The 20,535-nt window shown below is 53.0% G+C and carries 17 protein-coding genes; all 17 read left to right on the top strand.

Going from position 1 to position 20,535, the window contains the following annotated elements:
- The first annotated feature begins 1 nt into the window (after nt 1).
- Entirely contained in the window at nt 2–1,735 is a 1,734-nt protein-coding gene (locus tag QWF21_RS16910) for a GspE/PulE family protein (protein WP_330089232.1), read from the top strand.
- On the top strand, nt 1,728–2,951 hold the full coding sequence (locus tag QWF21_RS16905) for a type II secretion system F family protein (RefSeq protein WP_330089231.1): 1,224 nt from the start codon (nt 1,728–1,730) through the stop codon (nt 2,949–2,951). Before QWF21_RS16910 ends, QWF21_RS16905 begins: the two co-directional genes overlap by 8 nt.
- Nucleotides 2,952–3,021: 70 nt before the next feature.
- A complete protein-coding gene (locus tag QWF21_RS16900) occupies nt 3,022–3,549 on the top strand; it encodes a type II secretion system protein (protein ID WP_330089230.1) in 528 nt (175 codons plus the stop codon).
- A 17-nt stretch (nt 3,550–3,566) separates the two neighbouring features.
- Nucleotides 3,567–4,043 (top strand): prepilin-type N-terminal cleavage/methylation domain-containing protein, encoded by a 477-nt coding sequence (locus tag QWF21_RS16895; RefSeq protein WP_330089229.1) that lies wholly within the window; start codon nt 3,567–3,569, stop codon nt 4,041–4,043.
- 13 nt (nt 4,044–4,056) lie between these two features.
- Complete coding sequence (locus QWF21_RS16890) at nt 4,057–4,515, top strand: type II secretion system protein (protein WP_330089228.1); 459 nt, start codon at nt 4,057–4,059, stop codon at nt 4,513–4,515.
- Nucleotides 4,509–5,042, top strand: coding sequence for a prepilin-type N-terminal cleavage/methylation domain-containing protein (locus QWF21_RS16885; protein WP_330089227.1), 534 nt, complete (start codon nt 4,509–4,511; stop codon nt 5,040–5,042). Before QWF21_RS16890 ends, QWF21_RS16885 begins: the two co-directional genes overlap by 7 nt.
- The gene (locus tag QWF21_RS16880) at nt 5,042–5,842 is read left to right on the top strand and encodes a PilW family protein (protein ID WP_330089242.1); all 801 of its coding nucleotides are present in this window, start codon (nt 5,042–5,044) and stop codon (nt 5,840–5,842) included. Before QWF21_RS16885 ends, QWF21_RS16880 begins: the two co-directional genes overlap by 1 nt.
- Nucleotides 5,832–6,299 (top strand): type II secretory pathway component, encoded by a 468-nt coding sequence (locus QWF21_RS16875; RefSeq protein ID WP_330089226.1) that lies wholly within the window; start codon nt 5,832–5,834, stop codon nt 6,297–6,299. The genes QWF21_RS16880 and QWF21_RS16875 overlap by 11 nt, the downstream gene beginning before the upstream one ends.
- Nucleotides 6,296–9,649, top strand: a complete 3,354-nt coding sequence (locus tag QWF21_RS16870) for a DUF6701 domain-containing protein (protein WP_330089225.1) — start codon at nt 6,296–6,298, stop codon at nt 9,647–9,649. The genes QWF21_RS16875 and QWF21_RS16870 overlap by 4 nt, the downstream gene beginning before the upstream one ends.
- A gap of 207 nt (nt 9,650–9,856) precedes the next feature.
- Nucleotides 9,857–10,900 carry a rod shape-determining protein gene (locus tag QWF21_RS16865; RefSeq protein ID WP_091345165.1) on the top strand — a complete coding sequence of 348 codons (1,044 nt, stop codon included), beginning with the start codon at nt 9,857–9,859 and terminating at the stop codon, nt 10,898–10,900.
- A 42-nt stretch (nt 10,901–10,942) separates the two neighbouring features.
- The gene (gene mreC / locus QWF21_RS16860; protein WP_330089224.1) at nt 10,943–11,791 is read left to right on the top strand and encodes a rod shape-determining protein MreC; all 849 of its coding nucleotides are present in this window, start codon (nt 10,943–10,945) and stop codon (nt 11,789–11,791) included.
- Complete coding sequence (mreD, locus tag QWF21_RS16855; RefSeq protein ID WP_330089223.1) at nt 11,791–12,273, top strand: rod shape-determining protein MreD; 483 nt, start codon at nt 11,791–11,793, stop codon at nt 12,271–12,273. Before mreC ends, mreD begins: the two co-directional genes overlap by 1 nt.
- 10 nt (nt 12,274–12,283) lie before the next feature.
- Nucleotides 12,284–12,856: a Maf family protein gene (locus tag QWF21_RS16850; protein ID WP_330089222.1), complete on the top strand. Its 573-nt coding sequence runs from the start codon at nt 12,284–12,286 to the stop codon at nt 12,854–12,856.
- A complete protein-coding gene (rng, locus tag QWF21_RS16845; RefSeq protein ID WP_330089221.1) occupies nt 12,853–14,316 on the top strand; it encodes a ribonuclease G in 1,464 nt (487 codons plus the stop codon). Before QWF21_RS16850 ends, rng begins: the two co-directional genes overlap by 4 nt.
- Nucleotides 14,316–18,170, top strand: a complete 3,855-nt coding sequence (locus tag QWF21_RS16840; RefSeq protein ID WP_330089220.1) for a YhdP family protein — start codon at nt 14,316–14,318, stop codon at nt 18,168–18,170. Before rng ends, QWF21_RS16840 begins: the two co-directional genes overlap by 1 nt.
- Entirely contained in the window at nt 18,148–18,996 is an 849-nt protein-coding gene (locus tag QWF21_RS16835) for a carbon-nitrogen hydrolase family protein (protein WP_330089219.1), read from the top strand. Before QWF21_RS16840 ends, QWF21_RS16835 begins: the two co-directional genes overlap by 23 nt.
- Nucleotides 18,993–20,432 carry a metalloprotease TldD gene (gene tldD, locus QWF21_RS16830; RefSeq protein ID WP_330089218.1) on the top strand — a complete coding sequence of 480 codons (1,440 nt, stop codon included), beginning with the start codon at nt 18,993–18,995 and terminating at the stop codon, nt 20,430–20,432. Before QWF21_RS16835 ends, tldD begins: the two co-directional genes overlap by 4 nt.
- Nucleotides 20,433–20,535: the final 103 nt, after the last annotated feature.

The following is a 20,535-nucleotide window of genomic DNA, read 5'->3' as shown; positions in this document are numbered from 1 at the left end:
GATGGCGAAACCTAAACTGAAAATGCGGTTGGGTGATCTGCTGGTGCATGAGCAGATGATTACCGAGCAACAGCTGGAGCAGGCCTTGGCAGAACAACGCCAGACCGGGCGCAAGCTGGGTTCTACGCTGATTGATTTGAACCTGTTGCAGGAGGATGAATTATTGCGCTTTTTAGCGCAGCAACTGGCTGTGCCTTTTCTGGATTTAAGTCAGCAGCGACTGGATCCCAAGGTAGCGCAACTCTTGCCCGAAGTGCATGCCAGGCGTTCCAGGGCTTTGGTGTTGGAAGCGGATCAGCAGCAGGTATTGCTTGGCATGAGTGATCCGGCCGATTTGTCGATCCTGGATCAGCTGGCCCCCATGTTAGCCCCCCGGCAAATACAGATTGCGGTAGTGCGCGAAAGTCAGCTGATGGAAGCCTTTAACAACCTGTATCGGCGCACCAAGCAGATAGAAAGTTTTGCGACCCAGTTAAAAGAAGAATACGCCGAAACCAGCGATTTCGATCTTAATGCATTGAACCTGGACACCGAATCCGATACCACCATTGTTAAATTACTGCAGTCGATTTTTGAAGACGCAGTGCAGGTGCGGGCCTCTGATATTCATATTGAACCGGATGAAACACTGATCCGCATTCGTCAGCGGGTGGATGGCGTGTTGCAAGAGAGTACTTTGAATGAGGTTAGTATTGCTTCTGCCCTGGTGTTGCGATTGAAGCTGATGGCCAATCTGGATATTTCCGAAAAGCGATTGCCACAGGATGGACGCTTTCAGATCCAGGTGAAAGGTCATCGCATTGATATTCGTTTGTCGACCATGCCGGTGCAATATGGCGAGTCTGTGGTGATGCGGTTATTGGATCAAACGGCAGGGTTATTGTCGCTGGAACAAACCGGTATGCCAGATGATTTTATTCGGAAATTACGGCAACTGATGAAAAGCCCACACGGCATGATCCTGGTTACCGGCCCCACCGGTTCGGGTAAAACGACGACTTTGTATGGCATTTTGAGCGAGTTGAACCAGGAAGGCAGTAAAATTATCACGGTTGAAGACCCGGTAGAGTACCGTATTTCACGCATTAATCAGGTTCAGGTGAACTATAAGATAGGGCTGGGTTTTGGCGAGGTGCTCCGAACATCATTGCGGCAGGATCCGGATATTATCATGGTGGGGGAGATGCGTGATCAGGAAACCGCTGAGATGGGGTTGCGCGGCGCATTGACTGGCCATTTGGTGTTATCCACGCTCCATACCAATGATGCGGTTACCAGTACCTTGCGTTTGGTGGATATGGGGGCCGCACCATACCTGGTAGCCAGTTCGCTGCGGGCCATTTTGGCGCAACGTCTGGTGCGACGCATTTGCGAGAAATGCAAAGCGCCCTATCAGCCGGATGAACTGGAGCAGAACTGGCTGCGCCATAGCAAAGCAGATCTTGCCAGGCAGTACTGGCATGGTAAGGGCTGCCAGTCGTGCCATCACACCGGTTTTAAAGGGCGGGTTGGGGTGTTTGAATTATTGATTATGACCAAGCCTTTGGCCGACGCATTGCGACGGGGGGATAACGAAGCCTTTGCCTCGCTTGCCTATCACAGTGAGCATTTTCGTAGCCTGGGGCAGATGGCACTTGGCTATGCCCAGCAAGGGATCACCACGCTGGATGAAGTGATTCGGGTGTCGGAGTATCTGGAGGTTGAATCAACGGTCGTTGGTGGTTCAGATGCCTGAGTTCAGTTATCGGGCACGTGACGCGCAGGGCATGGCTGTACAAGGCCAGATGGAAGCCGGCAATGAAGCCGGTGTGGCTGATCTATTACGTCAGCGCCAGCTTATTCCGGTTTCAATAGAGCCGGTGCCGGTTCAGAACAAGACCGAACTTCGTCTATCAGGCTGGTTTAGCGGCATCAGTCTTAGTGAGCTAACCATGTTTTGCCGGCAAATGTATGCGCTGATGAAAGCTGGCATTCCGATGATCCGGGCCATTGAAGGGCTGGCCACCAGCACCAGTTCGGCGCGATTGCGTCAAGTATTGACTGAACTGGGTGGCGAGCTGGAAAAGGGCCGAACTTTATCGGTGGCGATGGCCGGTCATCCCAAGGTATTTAATCGGCTGGTTGTTAGTATTGTGCATGTGGGGGAAAACACTGGCCGCCTGGATGAAGCTTTTTTACAGCTATCGGAGTATTTGGAGCAGGAGCAGGAAACACGCAAGCTGATCAAGCAGGCTACTCGTTACCCGAGCTTTGTATTGATTGCACTGGCACTGGCTCTGGTTATTTTGAATGTGCTGGTTATTCCGCAATTTGCTGCCATGTTTGCGCGCTTTAATGCGGAGTTGCCCTGGTCAACCCAGGTACTGTTGGCAACATCTGCTTTTTTCCAGCAGTACGGCTGGCTGTTGTTGGTGCTGCTGATTATCAGTGGCATAGCACTGCGTTACAGCATTGAAACGGATAAAGGACGGGTGCGTTGGGGACGCTTTAAACTAAAGGTGCCGCTGGTCGGCGATATTATTAATCGTGCTACTTTGGGGCGTTATGCCCGCAGTTTCGGTTTAATGCTCAAAGCCGGAGTGCCGATGACCACTGCACTTAGTCTGGTGGCCGAGGCGGTCGATAACGCCTATCTGGGCGATAAAATTCGCGAGATGCGGCGAAAAATTGAGCGTGGTGAAAGCCTGTACCGGGTCAGTGCACAAAGTCAGATGTTTACCCCACTGGTGATGCAGATGGTAGCGGTGGGCGAAGAAACCGGCCAGATGGATGCCATGCTGGCGGAGGTCGCCAGTTTTTATGAGCGTGAAGTTGCCTACGATTTAAAAACACTAACCGCACGGATTGAGCCGATTTTGATCACCATAGTGGCCGTGATGGTGCTGATTTTGGCGCTGGGTATTTTCACACCCATGTGGGATATGCTCAGTGCCTATCGGGGAGGGAACTAGCCAAGTTGAAAAAGCGTGTAATTTTAACAAGTCGCTCTATACTAAAACAAAGTAACTCGGGAGATGGACGATGAAAAAGCAAGCAGGTTTTACCCTAATCGAATTGGTGATAGTGGTCATTATCTTAGGATTACTGGCTGCCACTGCGCTGCCTCGATTTTTAAATATTACCGAGCAGGCGGAAGATGCTGCTATCGATGGTGTGGCTGGTGGTTTCGCCTCTGCTGTCGGGCTGGTGCGTGCTCAATGGGAAGTCGAAGGCCGGCCTGCAGGCGTGGTTTCATACGATGGAGTCCCCGTAGCGGTAGGAACCAATGGGTACCCAAATGGTGGTGGGGCTGTGACAGCCGCAAGTTGTGCCACCATTCTTGAGGAGATTTTGCAAGCAGCACCACAGGCAACAACAACGGATACTCAGGCTGCGAGACGGCAGGCAAGTATTTTTGTGCGTACTGATGGTGATGCAACCTTGTGCCGTTATTATCAAACGCAGTCTATCCGGGCTATTGCAGATGGTGGTGTGGCTGATTCGACCACTCAAGGCAACCTTTTCCAATATGAACCGGGCACAGGCTTGGTTCGCGTATTTAAAAACTGACAGGACTTATTGACGTGATGAAAAGAAATCAAGGTTTTACATTGGTCGAGCTGATTATTGTGATCGTTATTCTGGGTATTTTGGCGGTGACGGCTGCGCCACGGTTTTTAAATTTGTCCGGTGATGCACGTGCCAGTACGTTAAATGCAATCAAAGGCTCGTTGGAATCAGCATCCGCTTTGGTGTATGGCAAAGCCATTATTGCCGGTGTGCAGAATCAGGGTACCGCGACAGTAACGGATCCGGCGGGAGATATTGCTACTGTATTTGGCTACCCGGCCGCAACTCCCGCGGCTATAGCAATTATTCTGGATCTGGGTGAGGATGATTGGACAGTGGTTGAGGTAGCAGATGCAGAGCCAGCGACTATTGCGATTACGCCAGGTAGCACCGCTTATACAGCAACAGAAGAGCAAGCCTGTCAGGTGCTCTACACCCAGTCTACAGAGGCCCAGGCCAAACCCACCATTACTGTGCAAACGGCAGGCTGCTAGTTAAGGAGTCCGTATGGTCAGGCAGTACAGGTCATCGAACGGCTTTACTCTGGTAGAGCTGATTGTGGTGATGGTACTGCTTGGTATTTTGAGTGTGACTTTGCTGCCCCGCTTTTTTAGCGGGGCAGGTACGTCTGAATATCAGTATCGGGAACAGGCTCTGGCGGTGCTACGCCGGGTGCAGCTCCAGGCGATGCAATGTACCGATAGTGTTTTTTGTCCGGAGGCTCAGTTAGCATTAAGTGCATCTGCTTTGGGCATCACTGCGGATTGTCGTAACGATGCAACTCATCTCTGTATCGCCAGTCGCGATAATGTCACCTTAAGCGCTAACTTTAATCAGCTTAGCTTTGATACCCTGGGGCGCCCGCAGGGTTGTGCTGTGGCCTCACCGGCTTGTGTCATTACCATCACTGGTCGCAATAGCCTGCAAGTCTGCATTGAAAGCCAGGGGTATATCCGGTCATGTTAGCCACTAAGCAGCAAGGCGTGACTCTGATTGAGCTGGTGATTGGCATCACCGTGCTGGCGGTGGCGTTAACGCTGATCACATCGGTCTTATCACCACTCTTTGTCCGCAGTACCGATCCCTGGCATCAGGTGCGGGCGGCTGAATTGGGTCATAGTTTAATGAATGAAATCCTGGCCCGCTCTTTTGATCAACAGAGCGACCGAAGTGGCGGTTTTTTGCGCTGCGACGAGGGCGGCCCCCCCTGTACTGATCAAAATGACTTTGGTCCGGATGGCGCTGAAACCCGGCTGTGGTTCAATGATGTGGATGATTTTCATGGTTTTGGCGCCGAGGGCAGTGCCATTCTCAGTAATATTCTGGCTGCAGAGTTGAATGATGCTTATCGGAATTACCAGGCTGAGGTCTTTGTGTCTTATGTTGATCCTGATCCGATTACGAATCGTTCTCCGCTGAAACGCATTGATGTGATCATTACCACGCCAACCAATACCGAAATCATCTTTAGCGCCTACAAGGGGAATTGGTGATGACTGGTCGTGGCTTTACTCTGATTGAGCTGATTACCAGTATCGTCCTGCTAAGTATTTTGGCTATTTCGGTGACCAGCTTTATTGGCTTTGCTGCCCGGATGTTTGTGGATGTCAGCGAGCGTGAACAACTGCTGGGGCAAAGCCGTTTTGCGATAGAGCGCCTAAGCCGCGAGTTGCGAAGTGCCGTGCCTAACAGTGTGCGCATAGCCAGCAGTGGGGCTGTGCAATGTCTGGAGTTTACGCCTTTTGTCCTGAGTGGTTTGTATCTGCAGGCACCCATCAGCCCGGATGCTTCGGCTGAGCTGGAACTGGCCAGTGCTGCTGGTTTTGATGCTGTACAGGGCAATGAGCGGTTGGTGCTTTACCCACGTGACGCTGCCGATATTTATGATGCATCACGGGCTCAGAATGCGGCCTTAGAGGGCATTACCGCCGGAGCCTCACCTGCATTGGCGGTAGCGAATCTGACCGGCATTCACAGTTTTCCCCAGCACTCGCCTGAACGGCGCTTTTATCTGTTGGCAGCGCCTACCAGCTATTGCGTGCAGGGCAGCCAGCTTTGGCGTTATTCGGGCTATGACTTTTCTGCCAGCCAGCTAGCGCCTGCCGCCATGGGCACCGGTGTTTTAATGGCCGAGGGTTTGAATACGGCTGTACTGCCTGCAGGACAGGTATTTCGCTACGATGCGCCGGTGCTGAGCCGCAATGCCGTGGTGCATATAGTGCTGAACTTTGGTAGCACCTTGACTGACGACTTGTTTTTCAACCATGAGGTGCATCTGCCTAATGTACCTTAACATAAAACAACAAGCCGGCAGTGCGTTGGTGGTGGCCATTTTTGTGATTGTGGTGATCTTCGGCTTGCTGCTGGCAATGAGCCGGCTGCTACAAAGCAGCAGTGAATCGGTGGTGTACGAAGTCTTGGGGACCCGAGCCCTGTTTGCTGCCCAAAGTGGCCTGGAGTTGGCAGCAACGGAGCTTTTTCCTTTATCAGAGCCAACAGCAAACTGTCCGGATAACCCGGTGACCTATTGGTTTGCTGGTGAAGGTTTGCATCAGTGCCGGGCCTGGGTGACATGTAGGCCGTCAGGCTCATCGGCAGAGGAGCAGTTGGAGTTGGATGGACGCAGCGGTCATTTATTCCATCTGACCAGTATCGGCCAATGTCGCAGCCTGGCGGATTGGTCGCAGCCTTCTTGCCAAAGCAACGAGCTCTGCACCAGTCGAACGGTACAGATGGAGGTGGGCTTGTGACTCATGGTGCAAGGCTGTTGCAGTGGGCGCTTTGGCTCTGTCTTTTGCTCAGTGCGGCGGCGGCAGCAGTACAATGCGATGAAATCTGGACACAGGCCATCCGTAGCAATAGTCCTGTACCGGCAGTGATCAGCTATCCGGCACCAAACCCCAGCTTTCCTGAACCATTGCAGGCTGGTGACTATTACTACGACAACAATGCAAACTGGCAAATTCCCGCCAATACGATCCGAACTACTGTTGCACCAACGGCGCGTTTATTTATCAACGGTAACTTGACCATAGGTGCCAATAGTCGTTTAAACGACACGGGCGTTGCTGAACATTTTATTCTGGTGGTGAGTGGGAGTGTTACCATTCAAAGTGGCGCCCGCATCAATGGTTTTATTCTGGCTGGTGGAGCCATCACACTGAATGATAACGTACAGATCCAGGGAGGCATTACAGCCAAAGGTGCTTTGGCCAACTTTGGTGCCACTGTGCAGTTCGACGCAAACGCGCTAACCAGGCTGCAGGGCGGAGGCTTGTGCAGTGCTACATTGGGGTGCCAGACCGATAATTTCAGTGATGGGCTTCTCTCCGAGGACTGGGTCACTTCGCGCAGCAGTGGCACCTTTACCCCCAGTGTCGTGAATGGCCGCTTGCGGTTAACCCAGGCGGTTGGCAACCAATCGACCTCTGTAACTTTTCAACGGCTGTTCCCGGCTGCAGACAACCTGGTCATTATCGAGTTTGATTATTTTGGCTGGTCACCGGCCAGTGGACAAGGGGCTGATGGTATCGCAGTGATTTTGTCGGATGCCAGTGTAACTCCGCAACCTGGTGCCTTTGGCGGGTCGCTCGGTTATGCGCAAAAGGGGCCCGGTACGGATTGCCCTAATTGTCCGGGCTTTGCCGGCGGCTGGCTTGGGATTGGCCTGGATGAATGGGGGAATTTTTCCAACCCAACCGAAGGCCGGGTAGGTGGCCCAGGTTTTCGCCGCAATGCTATTTCTATTCGTGGGGCACAAGCAAATCAGTACCGTTATCTAGCCGGGACGGCTGCCGGCCTTTCTCCACCCATTGATCAACGGCCAAGTGCCACAGCAGCACCGGGGCATCGCTACCGTATTGTTATTGACTCGCGCTTATCGGGTCAGGCACTGGTATCGGTAGCGCGGGATGTGAAAGCAGGTGCTGGTTTCCAAAACCTGGTGGAGCCTTTTAATGCCTTGGCACAACCCGGTCAGGGAGCTGTGCCGGAGAATTTCTTTCTGTCTTTTACTGGTTCAACCGGCGGCTCCAACAATAACCATGAATTAGATAATGTCAGTATCTGCGCGCTGCGCTCTTTACCTGTTGGGGTGCAAATTGATCATATAGCATTGACGCACCAGCTCGATGCCATTAGCTGTTTAGCATCAGCTGTGCAAGTGAAAGCTTGTCTCAATGCCGATTGTAGTACCTTATACACGGACCCGGTTTCGGTTGATTTATTCACTACAGGGGGTAGCTGGTCTGCCAATCCGGTGCTGCTGACAAATGGGACAGGCAGCGCTTATCTCCGGCATCCTGCTGGTGGCACTACCACTATTGGTGTTGTTGAGACCGTGCCGCCGAGAAAGTCTTTTAGTCAGACGGTTTGCAAGGTTGGTAGTGAGGACAGTGATTGCCAAATTAACTTTGTTGATACCGGACTGATGTTTGCGGAGCAAGATGGTGTGACACCGTTCAATCATCAGACAGCTGCAGTGGAGTTTAATGGGGTACTAAGGGCTGTTCGTACCAATACCACTACTGGGGCCTGTGAAGCGCGAGTTACTGGCAGTCAGACTGTCCAGTTAGGCTTTAGCTGTGAAAACCCGGCAACCTGCAGTGGTGGGCAGAACTTGAATGTAAATAGCGAAGTGGTTGCTGCCAATGCTGCAGGCCAAACGGTGGAGCGTACGGCCGTAAACCTGCTGTTTGATGCCAATGGTTCGGCACCGCTTACCATGAATTACCCCGATGTTGGGCAATTAATACTGCATGCCAGTCTGGAGTTGTCGGAGCAAACACCTGATCCGGTTACCACATTACACGGCAGCAGCAATGCGTTCGTGGTAAAGCCACATACGCTGCAGGTTGCCGGTGTCGAGCGTTTAGATGGCAGTGCGAACCCGGCCACAACAGATAGTGGCAGCGGTTTTGTGGCAGCCGGTGAAGCGTTTCGAGTGCGGTTAGATGCACGCAACGCGCTGGGGCAGTTAACCCCAAACTTTGGCCGTGAGATTGTACCGGAGCGCTTAACGGTTGCGTTGCAGGAGCTGGTTTACCCCGATCCTGGCCAGGATGATAGCAGTTTGCTGCAAGCGGGTGACTTTCAACCAGATCCTATGATAGCCGGGCGGCTGGCTAGCGATCAAATTCGTTGGCATGAAGCCGGGAGTATTCGGCTATTTGCCCGCCTGACCGATAACGATTACCTGTCTGCCGGCGATGTGGTGGCAAAGCCGCAAAGTGATGTGATTGGACGGTTTTATCCAAAAAACCTCCGATTATTGGAGCACTCTTCTGTGTTAAATACCTGTCGCTTTGATGCGGATCCGGAAAAACACTTTAGCTATATGGGTGAAAACAAGCTCATCATAAATTTTCAGCTAGTAGCTGAGGGAGAAGGCGGTACTACCCTGGAAAATTATCACTCAGACACCTATACCGGGACTGCGGCGGTATTGGTAATAGCCGAGCATGATACTGAGAGACTGGATGCAGGCCGCCTATCAGTAAATGCAGGGCAGTGGCTGCATGGTATTTACAGGATTGAACAGAGTGATGCCAGCTTTAGGCGTGCTGTACCATCAGAGCGGGATGGACCTTATGAGGTGCTACAACTCGGTTTGCAGATTGTAACTGAGCAAGATTCTCGGGACTTCGCTGCTTACACCTTAGGATCTGATGCCGTTGCACTGAATGGTTTATTGCGTATGCGCTATGGCCGCTTGATGCTGGAAAATGCTTTTGGCCCGGAGGATGAGCCTTTGCCACTGGCCTTTCGAGCGGAATACTGGGATGGCGAACGTTTTGTGCACAATGCAGCTGACCACTGTACGCAAGTAACGAAAACTGAAGATTCGCTGACGACAGTGGAGGGCCCCTCTACACTTAGCCTTGATGGAGTGGGGGGATTGCTTGAAAATGGGCGTTTCCCAGCACAGACGTTGTACTTGAATCCTCCAGGTCTAGTTAACTACTGGATCATTGAGTATCGGGTGGATCCCTGGCTGCGAGATGGTGGTGTTAATTTGGATCAGAACCCGCAGGCTGAAGTGTTCTTTGGCCGCTATCGCGGCAATCCACGTCGGATCTACTGGCGTGAACCATTGCCATAAAGCGCTGTCGAAGCCATCAATTCAACGAATTGTTCTTTTCTGCAAGGAATTCAGTAAAAATGCTGGATAAAGCTGTTTTCTTGCGGCATTGTTACATAGAATAACCACAGAATTTTTGTCTATCTGGCACCCGAGACTGCAGGCAGCCCCTTAGGGCTCTGGCTGACAGCATCCGGGCTTGACTGAGCATAAGGATCAATCAGTTCCATGTTTAATAAACTGCGCGGTATCTTCTCCAACGACTTATCCATCGACCTGGGCACAGCCAACACTCTTATTTATGTGAAAGATCAAGGTATTGTGTTAAATGAGCCTTCAGTGGTTGCTATCCGGCAAGAGCGGGCCGGTGGCCCTAAGAGTGTAGCTGCGGTCGGTCATGCCGCTAAGCGGATGTTGGGCCGAACGCCTGGCAATATCAAAGCCATCCGGCCGATGAAAGATGGTGTGATTGCTGATTTTTATGTCACCGAAAAAATGCTGCAGCATTTTATCAAGCAAGCACACAGCAACAGTTTCCTGCGGCCAAGCCCGCGGGTACTGGTTTGTGTACCTTGCGGCTCTACCCAGGTTGAGCGCCGTGCTATTCGTGAATCCGCGCAGGGTGCTGGTGCTCGTGAGGTGTATCTGATTGACGAGCCGATGGCCGCTGCTATTGGGGCGGGTATGCCGGTGTCTGAAGCGACGGGCTCCATGGTGGTGGACATTGGCGGTGGCACCACCGAAGTGGCCATTATTTCATTGAATGGCGTGGTTTACTCCTCCTCGGTGCGTATTGGTGGCGATAAGTTTGACGATGCCATCATCAATTACATTCGTCGCAATTATGGCATTCTGATCGGCGAAGCCACCGCAGAGCGCATCAAAACTGAAATTGGCTCGGCCTACCCAAGCGATGACGTGCTGGAAATTGAAGTGCGTGGTCGTAATTTGGCCGAAGGGGTACCCCGCAGCTTTACCATGACCAGCAATGAAATTCTGGAGGCACTGCAAGAGCCATTAGCGGGTATTGTCAGCTCGGTGATGGTGGCGCTGGAGCAATCACCGCCAGAGCTGGCATCGGATATTTCCGAACGTGGTATGGTGCTGACCGGTGGTGGCGCCTTACTGCGTGATCTGGATCGTTTGCTGATGGAAGAGACCGGTATCCCGGTGGTGGTGGCGGATGAGCCGCTAACCTGTGTGGCTCGCGGTGGTGGTAAAGCCCTGGAAATGATTGATATGCACGGTGGTGATGTATTCAGTTATGAATAATCCACAATGGTGGTGGCAGCTCTATGCTTTTAGGGCTGCCTGATGAACCCGATTTTTGAACGAGGTCCCTCTTTACGGCTGCGGTTGGTTTTTGCGCTGTTGCTTAGTATCTGCCTTATGGTGGTCGACCGTTATACCGACAGTTCCACCCAGTTACGCAGCTATTTGACGGCAGCCGCCAGTCCTTTGATCTATGTCGCAAGCTTGCCTCAGGTGATTTTAACCGGTGCTTCTGAACAATTTATGTCGCATCAGCGCTTGTTGGCAGAAAACGACGTACTGCGGGAGCGGCTGTTGCAGCAAAGTGGCAAGCTGCAGCGATTGGAGTTTTTGCAGCAGGAAAACAATAAACTGCGCGAGTTATTGGGATCAGCTCCTGTGGCCGAAGGGCAGCGCTTGGTGGCTGAAGTGTTGGCCGTGTACAGTCACCCATTTAGCCACCAAATTGTACTGAACAAAGGCAGCAACGATGGAGTGACTGAGTTCCAGCCATTGATCGATGAGTTGGGTATTTTGGGGCAGGTGGTTAGTGTTGGCCCCACCAGTAGCCGGGCTTTGCTTATTACCGATACCACCCACGGTATTTCTTTGCGCATTGAACGAACCGGAGTCAGCGTCGTGGCTGAAGGACTTGGCCAGTGGGACCGCATTCGCCTGGTGCATTTACCACACAGCATTGATATCCAGCAAGGCGATCGTTTGGTGACGTCGGGTCTGGATGGTCGCTTCCCGGAAGGCTATCCGGTTGCCCGGGTTAGTCAAATCCAGCGTGATGTCAGTCAGCCGTTTATGCAGGTCCATGCAGAGCCTTTTGCCCAGTTGGACCGCATTCGTTATGTCTTGTTGCTCTGGCCTCAGGTTGAGCAGGTAATGCAAGAGGAAGAGGACTGATGCAAAAAGCCAAGGGTATTGGTGTTATTTATTTATCCTTATTACTGGCGCTGATCTTAATGGTGATGCCCATGCCTGCCATGGTCAAGCTATTCCGGCCTGATTGGGCTTTGCTGGTGTTATTGTACTGGGTGTTGGCGTTACCCTTTCGGGCTAATATTGGCACTGCCTTTGTGGTGGGCTTTTGGGTCGATGTGCTGGTCGGGACCGTTTTAGGGGTGAATGCACTGGCATTCTCTTTGGTTGCCTTTGTGGTGGCCTCAAACCATCTGAAGATCAGGAATTTTTCCGTGCTGCAGCAATCCTTGTTGATTGGCTTGTTGCTGGCTTTGTACCATTTGCTTATTTTCTGGTTAAGCCACTTTCTGACCGGCGTTTACTTTCTGCCTGCATACCTGTGGCCGGTGCTCACTGGTACTCTGGTATGGCCATGGATTTTCTGGCTGCTGCGCCGGGTGCGACGACAATTTAAAGTACGTTAAGAACAAATCGATGAAAACTACCATTGGATTGGCTTCGGCCTCACCGCGTCGGCGTGAGCTGCTAAGCTTACTGCAACAGCCCTTTGAACTGGTTAAGGGCGAGGTGAATGAATGTCTGCTACCTAATGAGGCGGCACTGGACTATGTACAGCGACTGGCTCGTAACAAAGCGGAAGCTGGCCTTGCTGCCTGCGCGGGACGGATGCCGGTGCTTGGTGCCGATACCATCGTCGTAATTGACGATCAAGTGCTGGGGAAGCCTCGGGATCAGGACGACTTTCGCCGGATGATGCACCTGCTGTCAGGTCGCATCCACCAGGTTCATACCGCTGTGGCTCTGGTCTTTCAAGGGCAATTGTTGCAGCACCTGGTCAGTACCAGGGTGCACTTTTGCGTTCTGTCTGAGCAGATGATCAGCGAATACTGGCACAGTGGTGAGCCGGCAGACAAAGCCGGTGGCTATGGTATTCAAGGGATAGGTGGTCGTTTTGTGGTGTCGCTGGAAGGCAGCTACAGTGCTGTAGTTGGTTTACCGCTGTACGAAACGGACCTGTTGCTGCAGCAGATGGAGGAAGCACTATGAGCTCTGAGCTGTTGCTGAATGTGACGCCCAGTGAGACCCGGGTGGCGCTGATTGAAAATGGGGTGTTGCAGGAAGTCCATATTGAACGTCAGGCCAAGCGGGGCTTAGTGGGCAATATTTACGTTGGCAAGGTCAGCCGGGTGTTGCCGGGGATGCAAGCCGCCTTTGTGTCCATTGGTTTAGATAAAGCTGCTTTTTTACACGCTTCCGATATCGTGCAGCCTCAGTTGGGTGAAGACGCCGAACCATCGTCAGTCAGTAAAGACATACGCGGCCTGGTACATGAAGGGCAGCTGTTGCTGGTGCAGGTGGTGAAAGATCCTTTGGGCACCAAAGGGGCCCGCTTAACCACCGATATTACCCTGCCTTCACGTTATCTGGTGTTTATGCCCGATGCCAATCATGTTGGTGTGTCGCAACGTATTGAAAGTGAAACAGAGCGGGCACGCTTAAAAGCCGTGGTCTCGGAATTTATTGATGAACACAGTGGCTATATTATCCGTACTGCCGCAGAGGGCGCGGGTGAGGAAGAACTGAAACAGGATGCGCGTTTTTTAAAGAAGCTTTGGGCTAAAATCAGCAAACGCAAACAAAAAACCCGCAAAGAAGGCCGGGTGTACGAAGATCTCAATTTATCTTACCGGATCCTGCGAGACTTTATTGGCACCGATCTGGAACGGATACGCATTGACTCCAAGCTGACTTATCAGGAATTGCTGGCCTTTACCGATGAGTTTATTCCTCAGATGACCCCTTTGCTAGAGTACTACCCAGGCGAGCGGCCAATTTTCGATATGTTTGATGTTGAAAATGAGACCCAACGGGCCCTGGAACGCAAAGTGATGCTAAAAAGTGGGGGTTACCTCATTATCGACCAGACCGAAGCGATGACCACGGTCGATGTGAATACCGGCGCTTTTGTTGGCCATCGCAATCTGGAAGACACCATCTTTAACACCAATATTGAAGCCACTCAGGCCATTGCCCGGCAGTTGCGGCTACGCAACCTGGGGGGCATTATTATTATCGATTTTATCGATATGCAAAATGAAGAACATCAGCGTCGGGTGCTGCATAGCCTGGAAGTGGCGCTAAGCCGTGACCGGGCTAAAACCAATATTCATGGCTTCTCTGCCTTGGGGCTGGTGGAGATGACGCGCAAAAGAACCCGAGAAAGTCTGGAACATATTCTCTGTTCCGATTGTCCAGTATGTAAGGGCCGTGGCAGTTTGAAGACGGTAGAAACTGTCTGCTTTGAGGTGCTGCGGGAAATTGTACGGGTGAATCGGGCTTACGATGCTGATGAGTTTGTGGTGTATGCGTCGCCAGCCGTGAAGGATGCCTTAACCAATGATGAGTTTCATAATCTGGCGGAAGTTCAGGTATTTATTGGCAAGCAAATTAGTGTTCAGTTGGAGCCCCTGTACAATCAGGAACAATTCGATGTGGTGATGATTTAGTGCAAAAAGTCGGACGGCTTTGTTTATTTTGTTTGCACAAACTGTGGCTATTGCTGGCTGTCAGTTTGGTGCTGCTGGCGGCGCTGGTATCTATCCTGCGTTACAGCCTGCCTTATGCCACACATTATAAAAGCGGGATAGAAACCTTTCTCTCCAGTCAGTATGGAACCGAAGTGCGCATTGGTGAGCTCAGTGCCAACTGGCAAGCGGGTGGCCCGGCTTTATTGCTGCATGAACTGGAGTTTGCCAGTGACAGCCAGCAATTGGGCTTTTCCGTTGCCAAAGCCAGTATTCAGCTGGATTTTTGGCGCAGCATCCGCAGTATGCAGCTGCGCTCCAGCCATGTTGGACTCTCTGGTGTTGAATTGCGTTTGGTCGCTGATCATCTGCTTGCTGGCGGTGACGACAACCGGCAGGAGCCACTGACCGAGGCCTTGGAGCAGCTGTTTTTCCGGCAGCTACAGCAATTTATTATCCATGATAGCCGCGTCCGGCTGGAGTTAGCTCACAGCGCCCCGATTTGGCTGTCTGTACGGGAGTTGAGCTGGCGAAATCAAGGGTTGCGTCACCAGGGGCAGGGCCGCATTGCGGTTGAAGGGGTGACCGGTAACAGCTTGTCCTTTGTGTTGGATCTACACGGTGAGCGACTTGAAACTACCTTTGGTCAATTGTATGTGCAAAGTGAGCAACTGGACATTCAGCCCTGGCTTCGCCAATTTTTGCCGGAGCTGGCTGAATTGGAGTACGCCCACGTCAATCTACAGGCCTGGGGTCGGGTAGATCAAGGTGCGATTCAACGCATCCAGGTGGATTTGGCTGATAATACGCTGGGATGGCACGACCAGCAGCAACAGCAATGGCTTAAACTCAGCCAGGGGCAGTTGCTTTGGTATCCGCACAGCAGTGGCTGGTCCCTGTTCTCGTCTGAATTGCAGTTGAGCGATGCTGAACAGAGCTACCCCGGGATAGAGTTGCAAGTACACCGTAAACAGCAAGCGGTGTTTGGTCAGTTGCAGCAACTGCAGTTGGATGCACTGCAACCACTGATTGCCTTGATAGCAGAACAGCGCAGTGAGCTGGCTATGTTGGCACGACTGCAGCCAGGTGGACAAGTATCAAAGTTGTCCTGGCAAGTGCAACCTGATGACTGGCAACTGACAGCAGAGCTGGTGGACCTGCACAGTCAGCCTGATGGCGATATTCCGGGTGTGCAACAATTGAACGGTCACCTGGTTGCCGCGGCGGGCTTTGCTGAGCTCGAGCTGCACAGCCAGGACAGTGCGTTGCTCTGGCAGGGAGCATTCAGCGAACCGATGCGTTACCAGCAATTGCAGGCCAGGTTGCAGTTGCGTCAAAGCCGGAATAACTGGCAGCTCCGGGTGCATCAGTTGAGTATGCAGGATGAGCAGGTACAGGCTGATGCTCAGTTGGTGCTAAACTTTTCTGACCAGCCAGAGTTATTTCTACTGGCAACAGCCGATGGGGTAGCGGTCAGTAATGCCATGCACTTTTACCCGCGTCATTACATGCCTGCAAGTATTATCGATTACTTATCCGAATCCCTGCAAGGGGGCGAAGTCCGCCATGCCGCCACGCTCTGGCATGGGCCTTTGGCCAGCTTTCCATTTCGTCAGCAGGAGGGCGTGTTCCAGTCGACCGGTCAGGTAGAGCAGGGTCGGATGCAATTCCAGCCGGACTGGCCGGAACTCACTGGTATTGCTGCCGAACTCTGGTTTGAAAACAGTAGCATGCAGATAGAAAGTCGCGCTGCACATTTGTTAGGGCTGCATATCAGTGAGCAAGTGGAAGTCCGGATTGATGACTTGTTTCAGGCGGACACCTTATACATCGCGATTGAAACCGCGGCCGAGGCGCATGAGGTGCAAGCTTTGATGCAGCAATCCCCGCTAGCGGGCTCGGTAGGTGAAGCATTGGCCTATGTTGGTCTGCAGGGGCCGGTTCAGAGCTCGGTGCAGCTTGCTATTGGTCTGCAGCAGCCCAGTGTGCGGGCGCAGGGCAAAGTACGGTTTGATGGTAACCAGGCCTATTTGCGGGCTCCCGAACTAAAAATTGAGCAGATCAGCGGCCAGCTGCAGTTTGATAATGACCGGATTGATGCTACTGAGCTTGCCGCCAGTTGGCTGGGATTGCCTTTTGCACTGCAACTGACGGGTCAGCAAGACAATGAGCAATACGAGCTGGCACTGCAATTGGCAGGACAACAGGACGCTGCCCAGTTGCTGAGTAAACTGCCCATCACACTGCCTGAGTTGGCCAGTGGGGATGCCGGCTGGCAACTGCAACTGGATGTGCAATTGCCGGGTGATGGTTTTGCCTATCAGGCCCAGCTGCAGGCCAATTTTGACCAGACCGAACTGGCATTGCCGGCTCCTTATGCCAAAGCCGCTGGCGAGGAAGCAGCTCTGGAAGTCTGGGTGCAGGGTACTACCGAGCAGAGCCTGATCCGAGCAGCGTACTCAAAGCCACTGTATTTTCAGGCCCGTTTGCAACACGATAGCGGTGCAATGGATCAGGTATTGCTTCGGCTGGGAGGGCGGCATTACGGAACTCTGGAGCCAGGCCTGGTGGTGGATATTGAGCTGGAGGCAACCGAGTTGATGCCCTGGTTTGAGCTGTTACTGCCTCCACTGACGGCGGACACGCAGGGGACCCACCGCCTTTGGCCTGCTTTAAGCCGGGTGCGGGGCCGGGTGGCCAGTATGCAATTGACCGACCAGTTGGCATTGCATCAGACCCTGTTCGAACTCACTCCCAATGAGGAGTACTGGGGGTTGCAGCTAAATGGCGCTGAGGTGGCCAGTCAATGGCGTTTTTATCACGACTGGTATCAGCGTGGCATCGAAATAGAGATGGATTATCTGCGTCTTAAAGCGCAAAGCACTGAGCAGCCCCAAACCGACCAGCAGCCTGCAGCAGAGCGGCAGCCGATGACCTGGCTGCAGCAATTGCCTCCCATTCGGCTGCGCTGTCAGGACTGCAGCTATAACTCCTATGCGCTGGGGCAGGTACAGGCCGAACTGGCCAATACTGAGCAGGGCCTTGAGCTCAAACGTTTACAGGCTGACTATAAGCGCAACCAACTGCAGTTAAGTGGGTACTGGCAACCAGACCATGGTCTTGGCCAGAGCCATTTTCAGGGCCAGTTGAGCAGCCCGAACTTTGGGGCCTTGCTCAGTGAATACGAACTCAGCAGCGCCATCAGCGGCAGCCGGGCAGATATTCTGTTCGACTTGCACTGGCAGGGTAGCCCGCTGCAATTTGAGCTGGCCAGTCTGGGGGGAACCGCCAGTTGGTTGTTGGGCGAAGGCTCTTTGTCTGAAGTCAGCGACAAAGGTGCCCGTTTATTTTCGCTGTTTAGCTTGAACTCTCTGATGCGAAAACTACGGCTTGATTTTCGTGATGTGTTTGCCAAAGGCTTCTATTACAATCGGATGCAGGGGGATATCAGCCTGCACAAGGGGGTGGCGCAAACCAGCAACAGCACCATTGATGGCGTGGCAGGCAATCTTAGCATGCAAGGCTATGCGGACCTGGTGAACCGTAAGCTGGATTACCAAATGACCTTGGTGCCCAAGGTGACCTCCAGTTTGCCAGTGATTATTGCCTGGATGGTCAACCCGGTATCAGGCCTGGCGGCGCTGGCGCTGGATGAAATGTTTACCTCGGCCGAAGTGATTTCCCGGGTTAATTTCACGGTAACCGGTACCATTGATGAACCTATCGTGACCGAGGTGAACCGTCATAGTACCGAAGTGCCTGTGCCTGTCCGGGTAGCGCAGCCAAAGCCAGGCGATGAATCCGAGTTGCATAATGACCAGCCGCATGGTGACTGACTGGCAACTGTCGGCCTTGCAGTGGTGCAGCACACCAGAGCCGGCCGAGAACCTGGCCAGGCTGCGTGCGTTACTGGCTTTGCTGCCAAGGCATCCGCATCATCTGGTGGTGCTGCCAGAGTGTGCACTTATTTTCGGTGGGCCCGAGGGCTGGCAGCAAGGTTTTAGCGAGCCACTAGGACAGGGGCCCTGGCAGAGAGAATTGTCAGCGCTGGCATGTGAGTTTCAGCTTTATTTACTGCTGGGCTCTTTCCCAACCTTAAGTACCGATCCTGCCCGCTTTTCTGCCAGCAGCTTACTGTTTGCTCCTGATGGCAGTTTGCTGGCCGATTATCAGAAACTGCATTTATTTGATGTCGAGGTGGCGGACAGCACTGGTAGTTACCGCGAGTCGGACAGTACCATGGCGGGTGAAAAAGTCACGCTAGCCGATTGTCAGGGGCTGAAGCTTGGTTTGACGATATGTTATGATGTGCGTTTTCCCAGCCTGATGCAGCAATTGGCAGCGCAAGGCATGCAGGTGCTGGCGGTACCCTCAGCGTTTACCAGGGTAACAGGTGCTGCCCATTGGCACAGCTTGCTGCGGGCCAGAGCCATCGAAACCCAGTGCTTTGTGGTGGCGCCGAACCAAACCGGTGTGCATGCCAATGGCCGTGAGACCTTTGGTCATAGCCTGATTATTGATCCCTACGGCCGGGTGCTGGCGGATGCCGGCGTTGAGCCAGGCTGGATTAGCAGCCGTATTGATCTGAACGAATTGACGGCCGTGCGTCAGGCCATGCCACTTTGGCAACACAACCGTTTTAATTGTGAGTTGACACCATGAACCGAGTCGAACAAAACCTGCTGCATGCCCATGACCTGACCGAGCAGCAGTTGCAACAGAATTTAGGCTATTTGCTGCAGCATCAACTGGATTATGCCGATCTGTATTTTCAGTCCAGCGTGCATGAGTCCTGGGTGCTGGAAGATGGTCTGGTAAAAGACGGCTCTTTCAATATTGAGCAAGGTGTTGGTGTGCGCGCCATCAGTGGCGAGAAAACCGGTTTTGCTTATGCCGATACCATCAGTCAGGATGCGCTGCTGCAAACCGCCACTGCTGCCCGGGGTATTGCCAGCCATGGTCAGCAAGGCACAGTGAAAGCCTTTAGCCGGCGGGAAAATCAGGCGATTTACCTGCCGTGTGAGCCACTGCAAAGCCTGAGCAATACCGAAAAAGTGGCCTTGTTGCATCAGATTGAAGCCTTTATTCGCACACTGGATACGCGGGTTAAGCAGGTGATGGTCAGTTTATCCGGCGTGTACGAAGAAATGCTGGTGGTGGCCAGTGATGGCACCTTTGCCACCGATATCCGGCCGTTGATCCGGCTCAATTGCTCCGTGCTGCTGCAGCAGGGTGAGCGCCGCGAGCGCGGCAGTGCCGGCGGTGGTGGCCGCAGCAATTACGATTACTTCACCACCGAGGTGGATGGCGGCCCACGCTGGCAGCTGTATGCCCGCGAAGCAGTGCGGATGGCGCAGGTGAATTTGACCGCCATTGATGCACCGGCTGGCACCATGCCGGTGGTGCTGGGCGCTGGCTGGCCCGGCGTACTGCTGCACGAAGCGGTTGGCCATGGCTTAGAGGGTGATTTTAACCGCAAGGGCTCTTCTACCTTCAGTGGCCGCATAGGGGAGCAGGTGGCGTCCAAACACTGCACCATTGTCGATGATGGCACCCTGGCGCACCGGCGTGGCTCGCTTAATGTCGATGATGAGGGCACCCCATCGCAGTACAATGTGCTGATTGAAAACGGCATATTAAAAGGTTACATGCAGGATAAACACAACGCCATGCTGATGAATACAGCGCCTACCGGCAATGGCCGGCGTGAGACCTTTGCTCACTTACCGATGCCACGGATGACCAACACCTACATGCTGGCCGGCGACCATGCACCGGAAGACATTATCGCCAGCGTGAAAAAAGGCATCTATGCACCGAATTTTGGCGGTGGTCAGGTCGATATTACTTCCGGCAAGTTTGTGTTCTCGGCATCGGAAGCTTACCTGATTGAAAATGGCAAGATCACAGCGCCGATCAAAGGAGCAACCCTGATAGGCAATGGCCCGGCTGCGATGCAGCAGGTGTCGATGGTGGGCAATGATCTGGCATTGGATACCGGCGTTGGTGTTTGTGGCAAACAAGGCCAGAGCATCCCGGTTGGCGTGGGTCAGCCTACCCTGAAACTGGATGCAATGACGGTGGGCGGAACCCAGTAAAGTTTCCGCTTGCTGGTGCGATTAGTTTGCCAGTACCGCGGTGACTGAGTACACTCACTTATCTTGTTGAAGCCCGCCATAGAGCGGGTTTTACCCGAACCCT

Origin of the sequence: Alkalimonas mucilaginosa, assembly GCF_036327005.1 — a bacterium.
Classification (GTDB): domain Bacteria; phylum Pseudomonadota; class Gammaproteobacteria; order Enterobacterales; family Alteromonadaceae; genus Alkalimonas; species Alkalimonas mucilaginosa.
This window is presented reverse-complemented; position numbering and strand designations above follow the sequence as displayed.

What these genes read in the sequence shown, in the direction of transcription:
- QWF21_RS16895 (WP_330089229.1), top strand. Translation starts at nt 3,567, where the DNA reads ATGAAAAGAAATCAAGGTTTTACATTGGTCGAGCTGATTATTGTGATC.
- QWF21_RS16910 (WP_330089232.1), top strand. Translation starts at nt 2, where the DNA reads ATGGCGAAACCTAAACTGAAAATGCGGTTGGGTGATCTGCTGGTGCAT.
- QWF21_RS16905 (WP_330089231.1), top strand. Translation starts at nt 1,728, where the DNA reads ATGCCTGAGTTCAGTTATCGGGCACGTGACGCGCAGGGCATGGCTGTA.
- QWF21_RS16835 (WP_330089219.1), top strand. Translation starts at nt 18,148, where the DNA reads ATGACCAGCCGCATGGTGACTGACTGGCAACTGTCGGCCTTGCAGTGG.
- QWF21_RS16900 (WP_330089230.1), top strand. Translation starts at nt 3,022, where the DNA reads ATGAAAAAGCAAGCAGGTTTTACCCTAATCGAATTGGTGATAGTGGTC.
- QWF21_RS16875 (WP_330089226.1), top strand. Translation starts at nt 5,832, where the DNA reads ATGTACCTTAACATAAAACAACAAGCCGGCAGTGCGTTGGTGGTGGCC.
- rng (WP_330089221.1), top strand. Translation starts at nt 12,853, where the DNA reads ATGAGCTCTGAGCTGTTGCTGAATGTGACGCCCAGTGAGACCCGGGTG.
- mreC (WP_330089224.1), top strand. Translation starts at nt 10,943, where the DNA reads ATGAACCCGATTTTTGAACGAGGTCCCTCTTTACGGCTGCGGTTGGTT.
- QWF21_RS16890 (WP_330089228.1), top strand. Translation starts at nt 4,057, where the DNA reads ATGGTCAGGCAGTACAGGTCATCGAACGGCTTTACTCTGGTAGAGCTG.
- tldD (WP_330089218.1), top strand. Translation starts at nt 18,993, where the DNA reads ATGAACCGAGTCGAACAAAACCTGCTGCATGCCCATGACCTGACCGAG.
- QWF21_RS16865 (WP_091345165.1), top strand. Translation starts at nt 9,857, where the DNA reads ATGTTTAATAAACTGCGCGGTATCTTCTCCAACGACTTATCCATCGAC.
- QWF21_RS16885 (WP_330089227.1), top strand. Translation starts at nt 4,509, where the DNA reads ATGTTAGCCACTAAGCAGCAAGGCGTGACTCTGATTGAGCTGGTGATT.
- mreD (WP_330089223.1), top strand. Translation starts at nt 11,791, where the DNA reads ATGCAAAAAGCCAAGGGTATTGGTGTTATTTATTTATCCTTATTACTG.
- QWF21_RS16880 (WP_330089242.1), top strand. Translation starts at nt 5,042, where the DNA reads ATGACTGGTCGTGGCTTTACTCTGATTGAGCTGATTACCAGTATCGTC.
- QWF21_RS16850 (WP_330089222.1), top strand. Translation starts at nt 12,284, where the DNA reads ATGAAAACTACCATTGGATTGGCTTCGGCCTCACCGCGTCGGCGTGAG.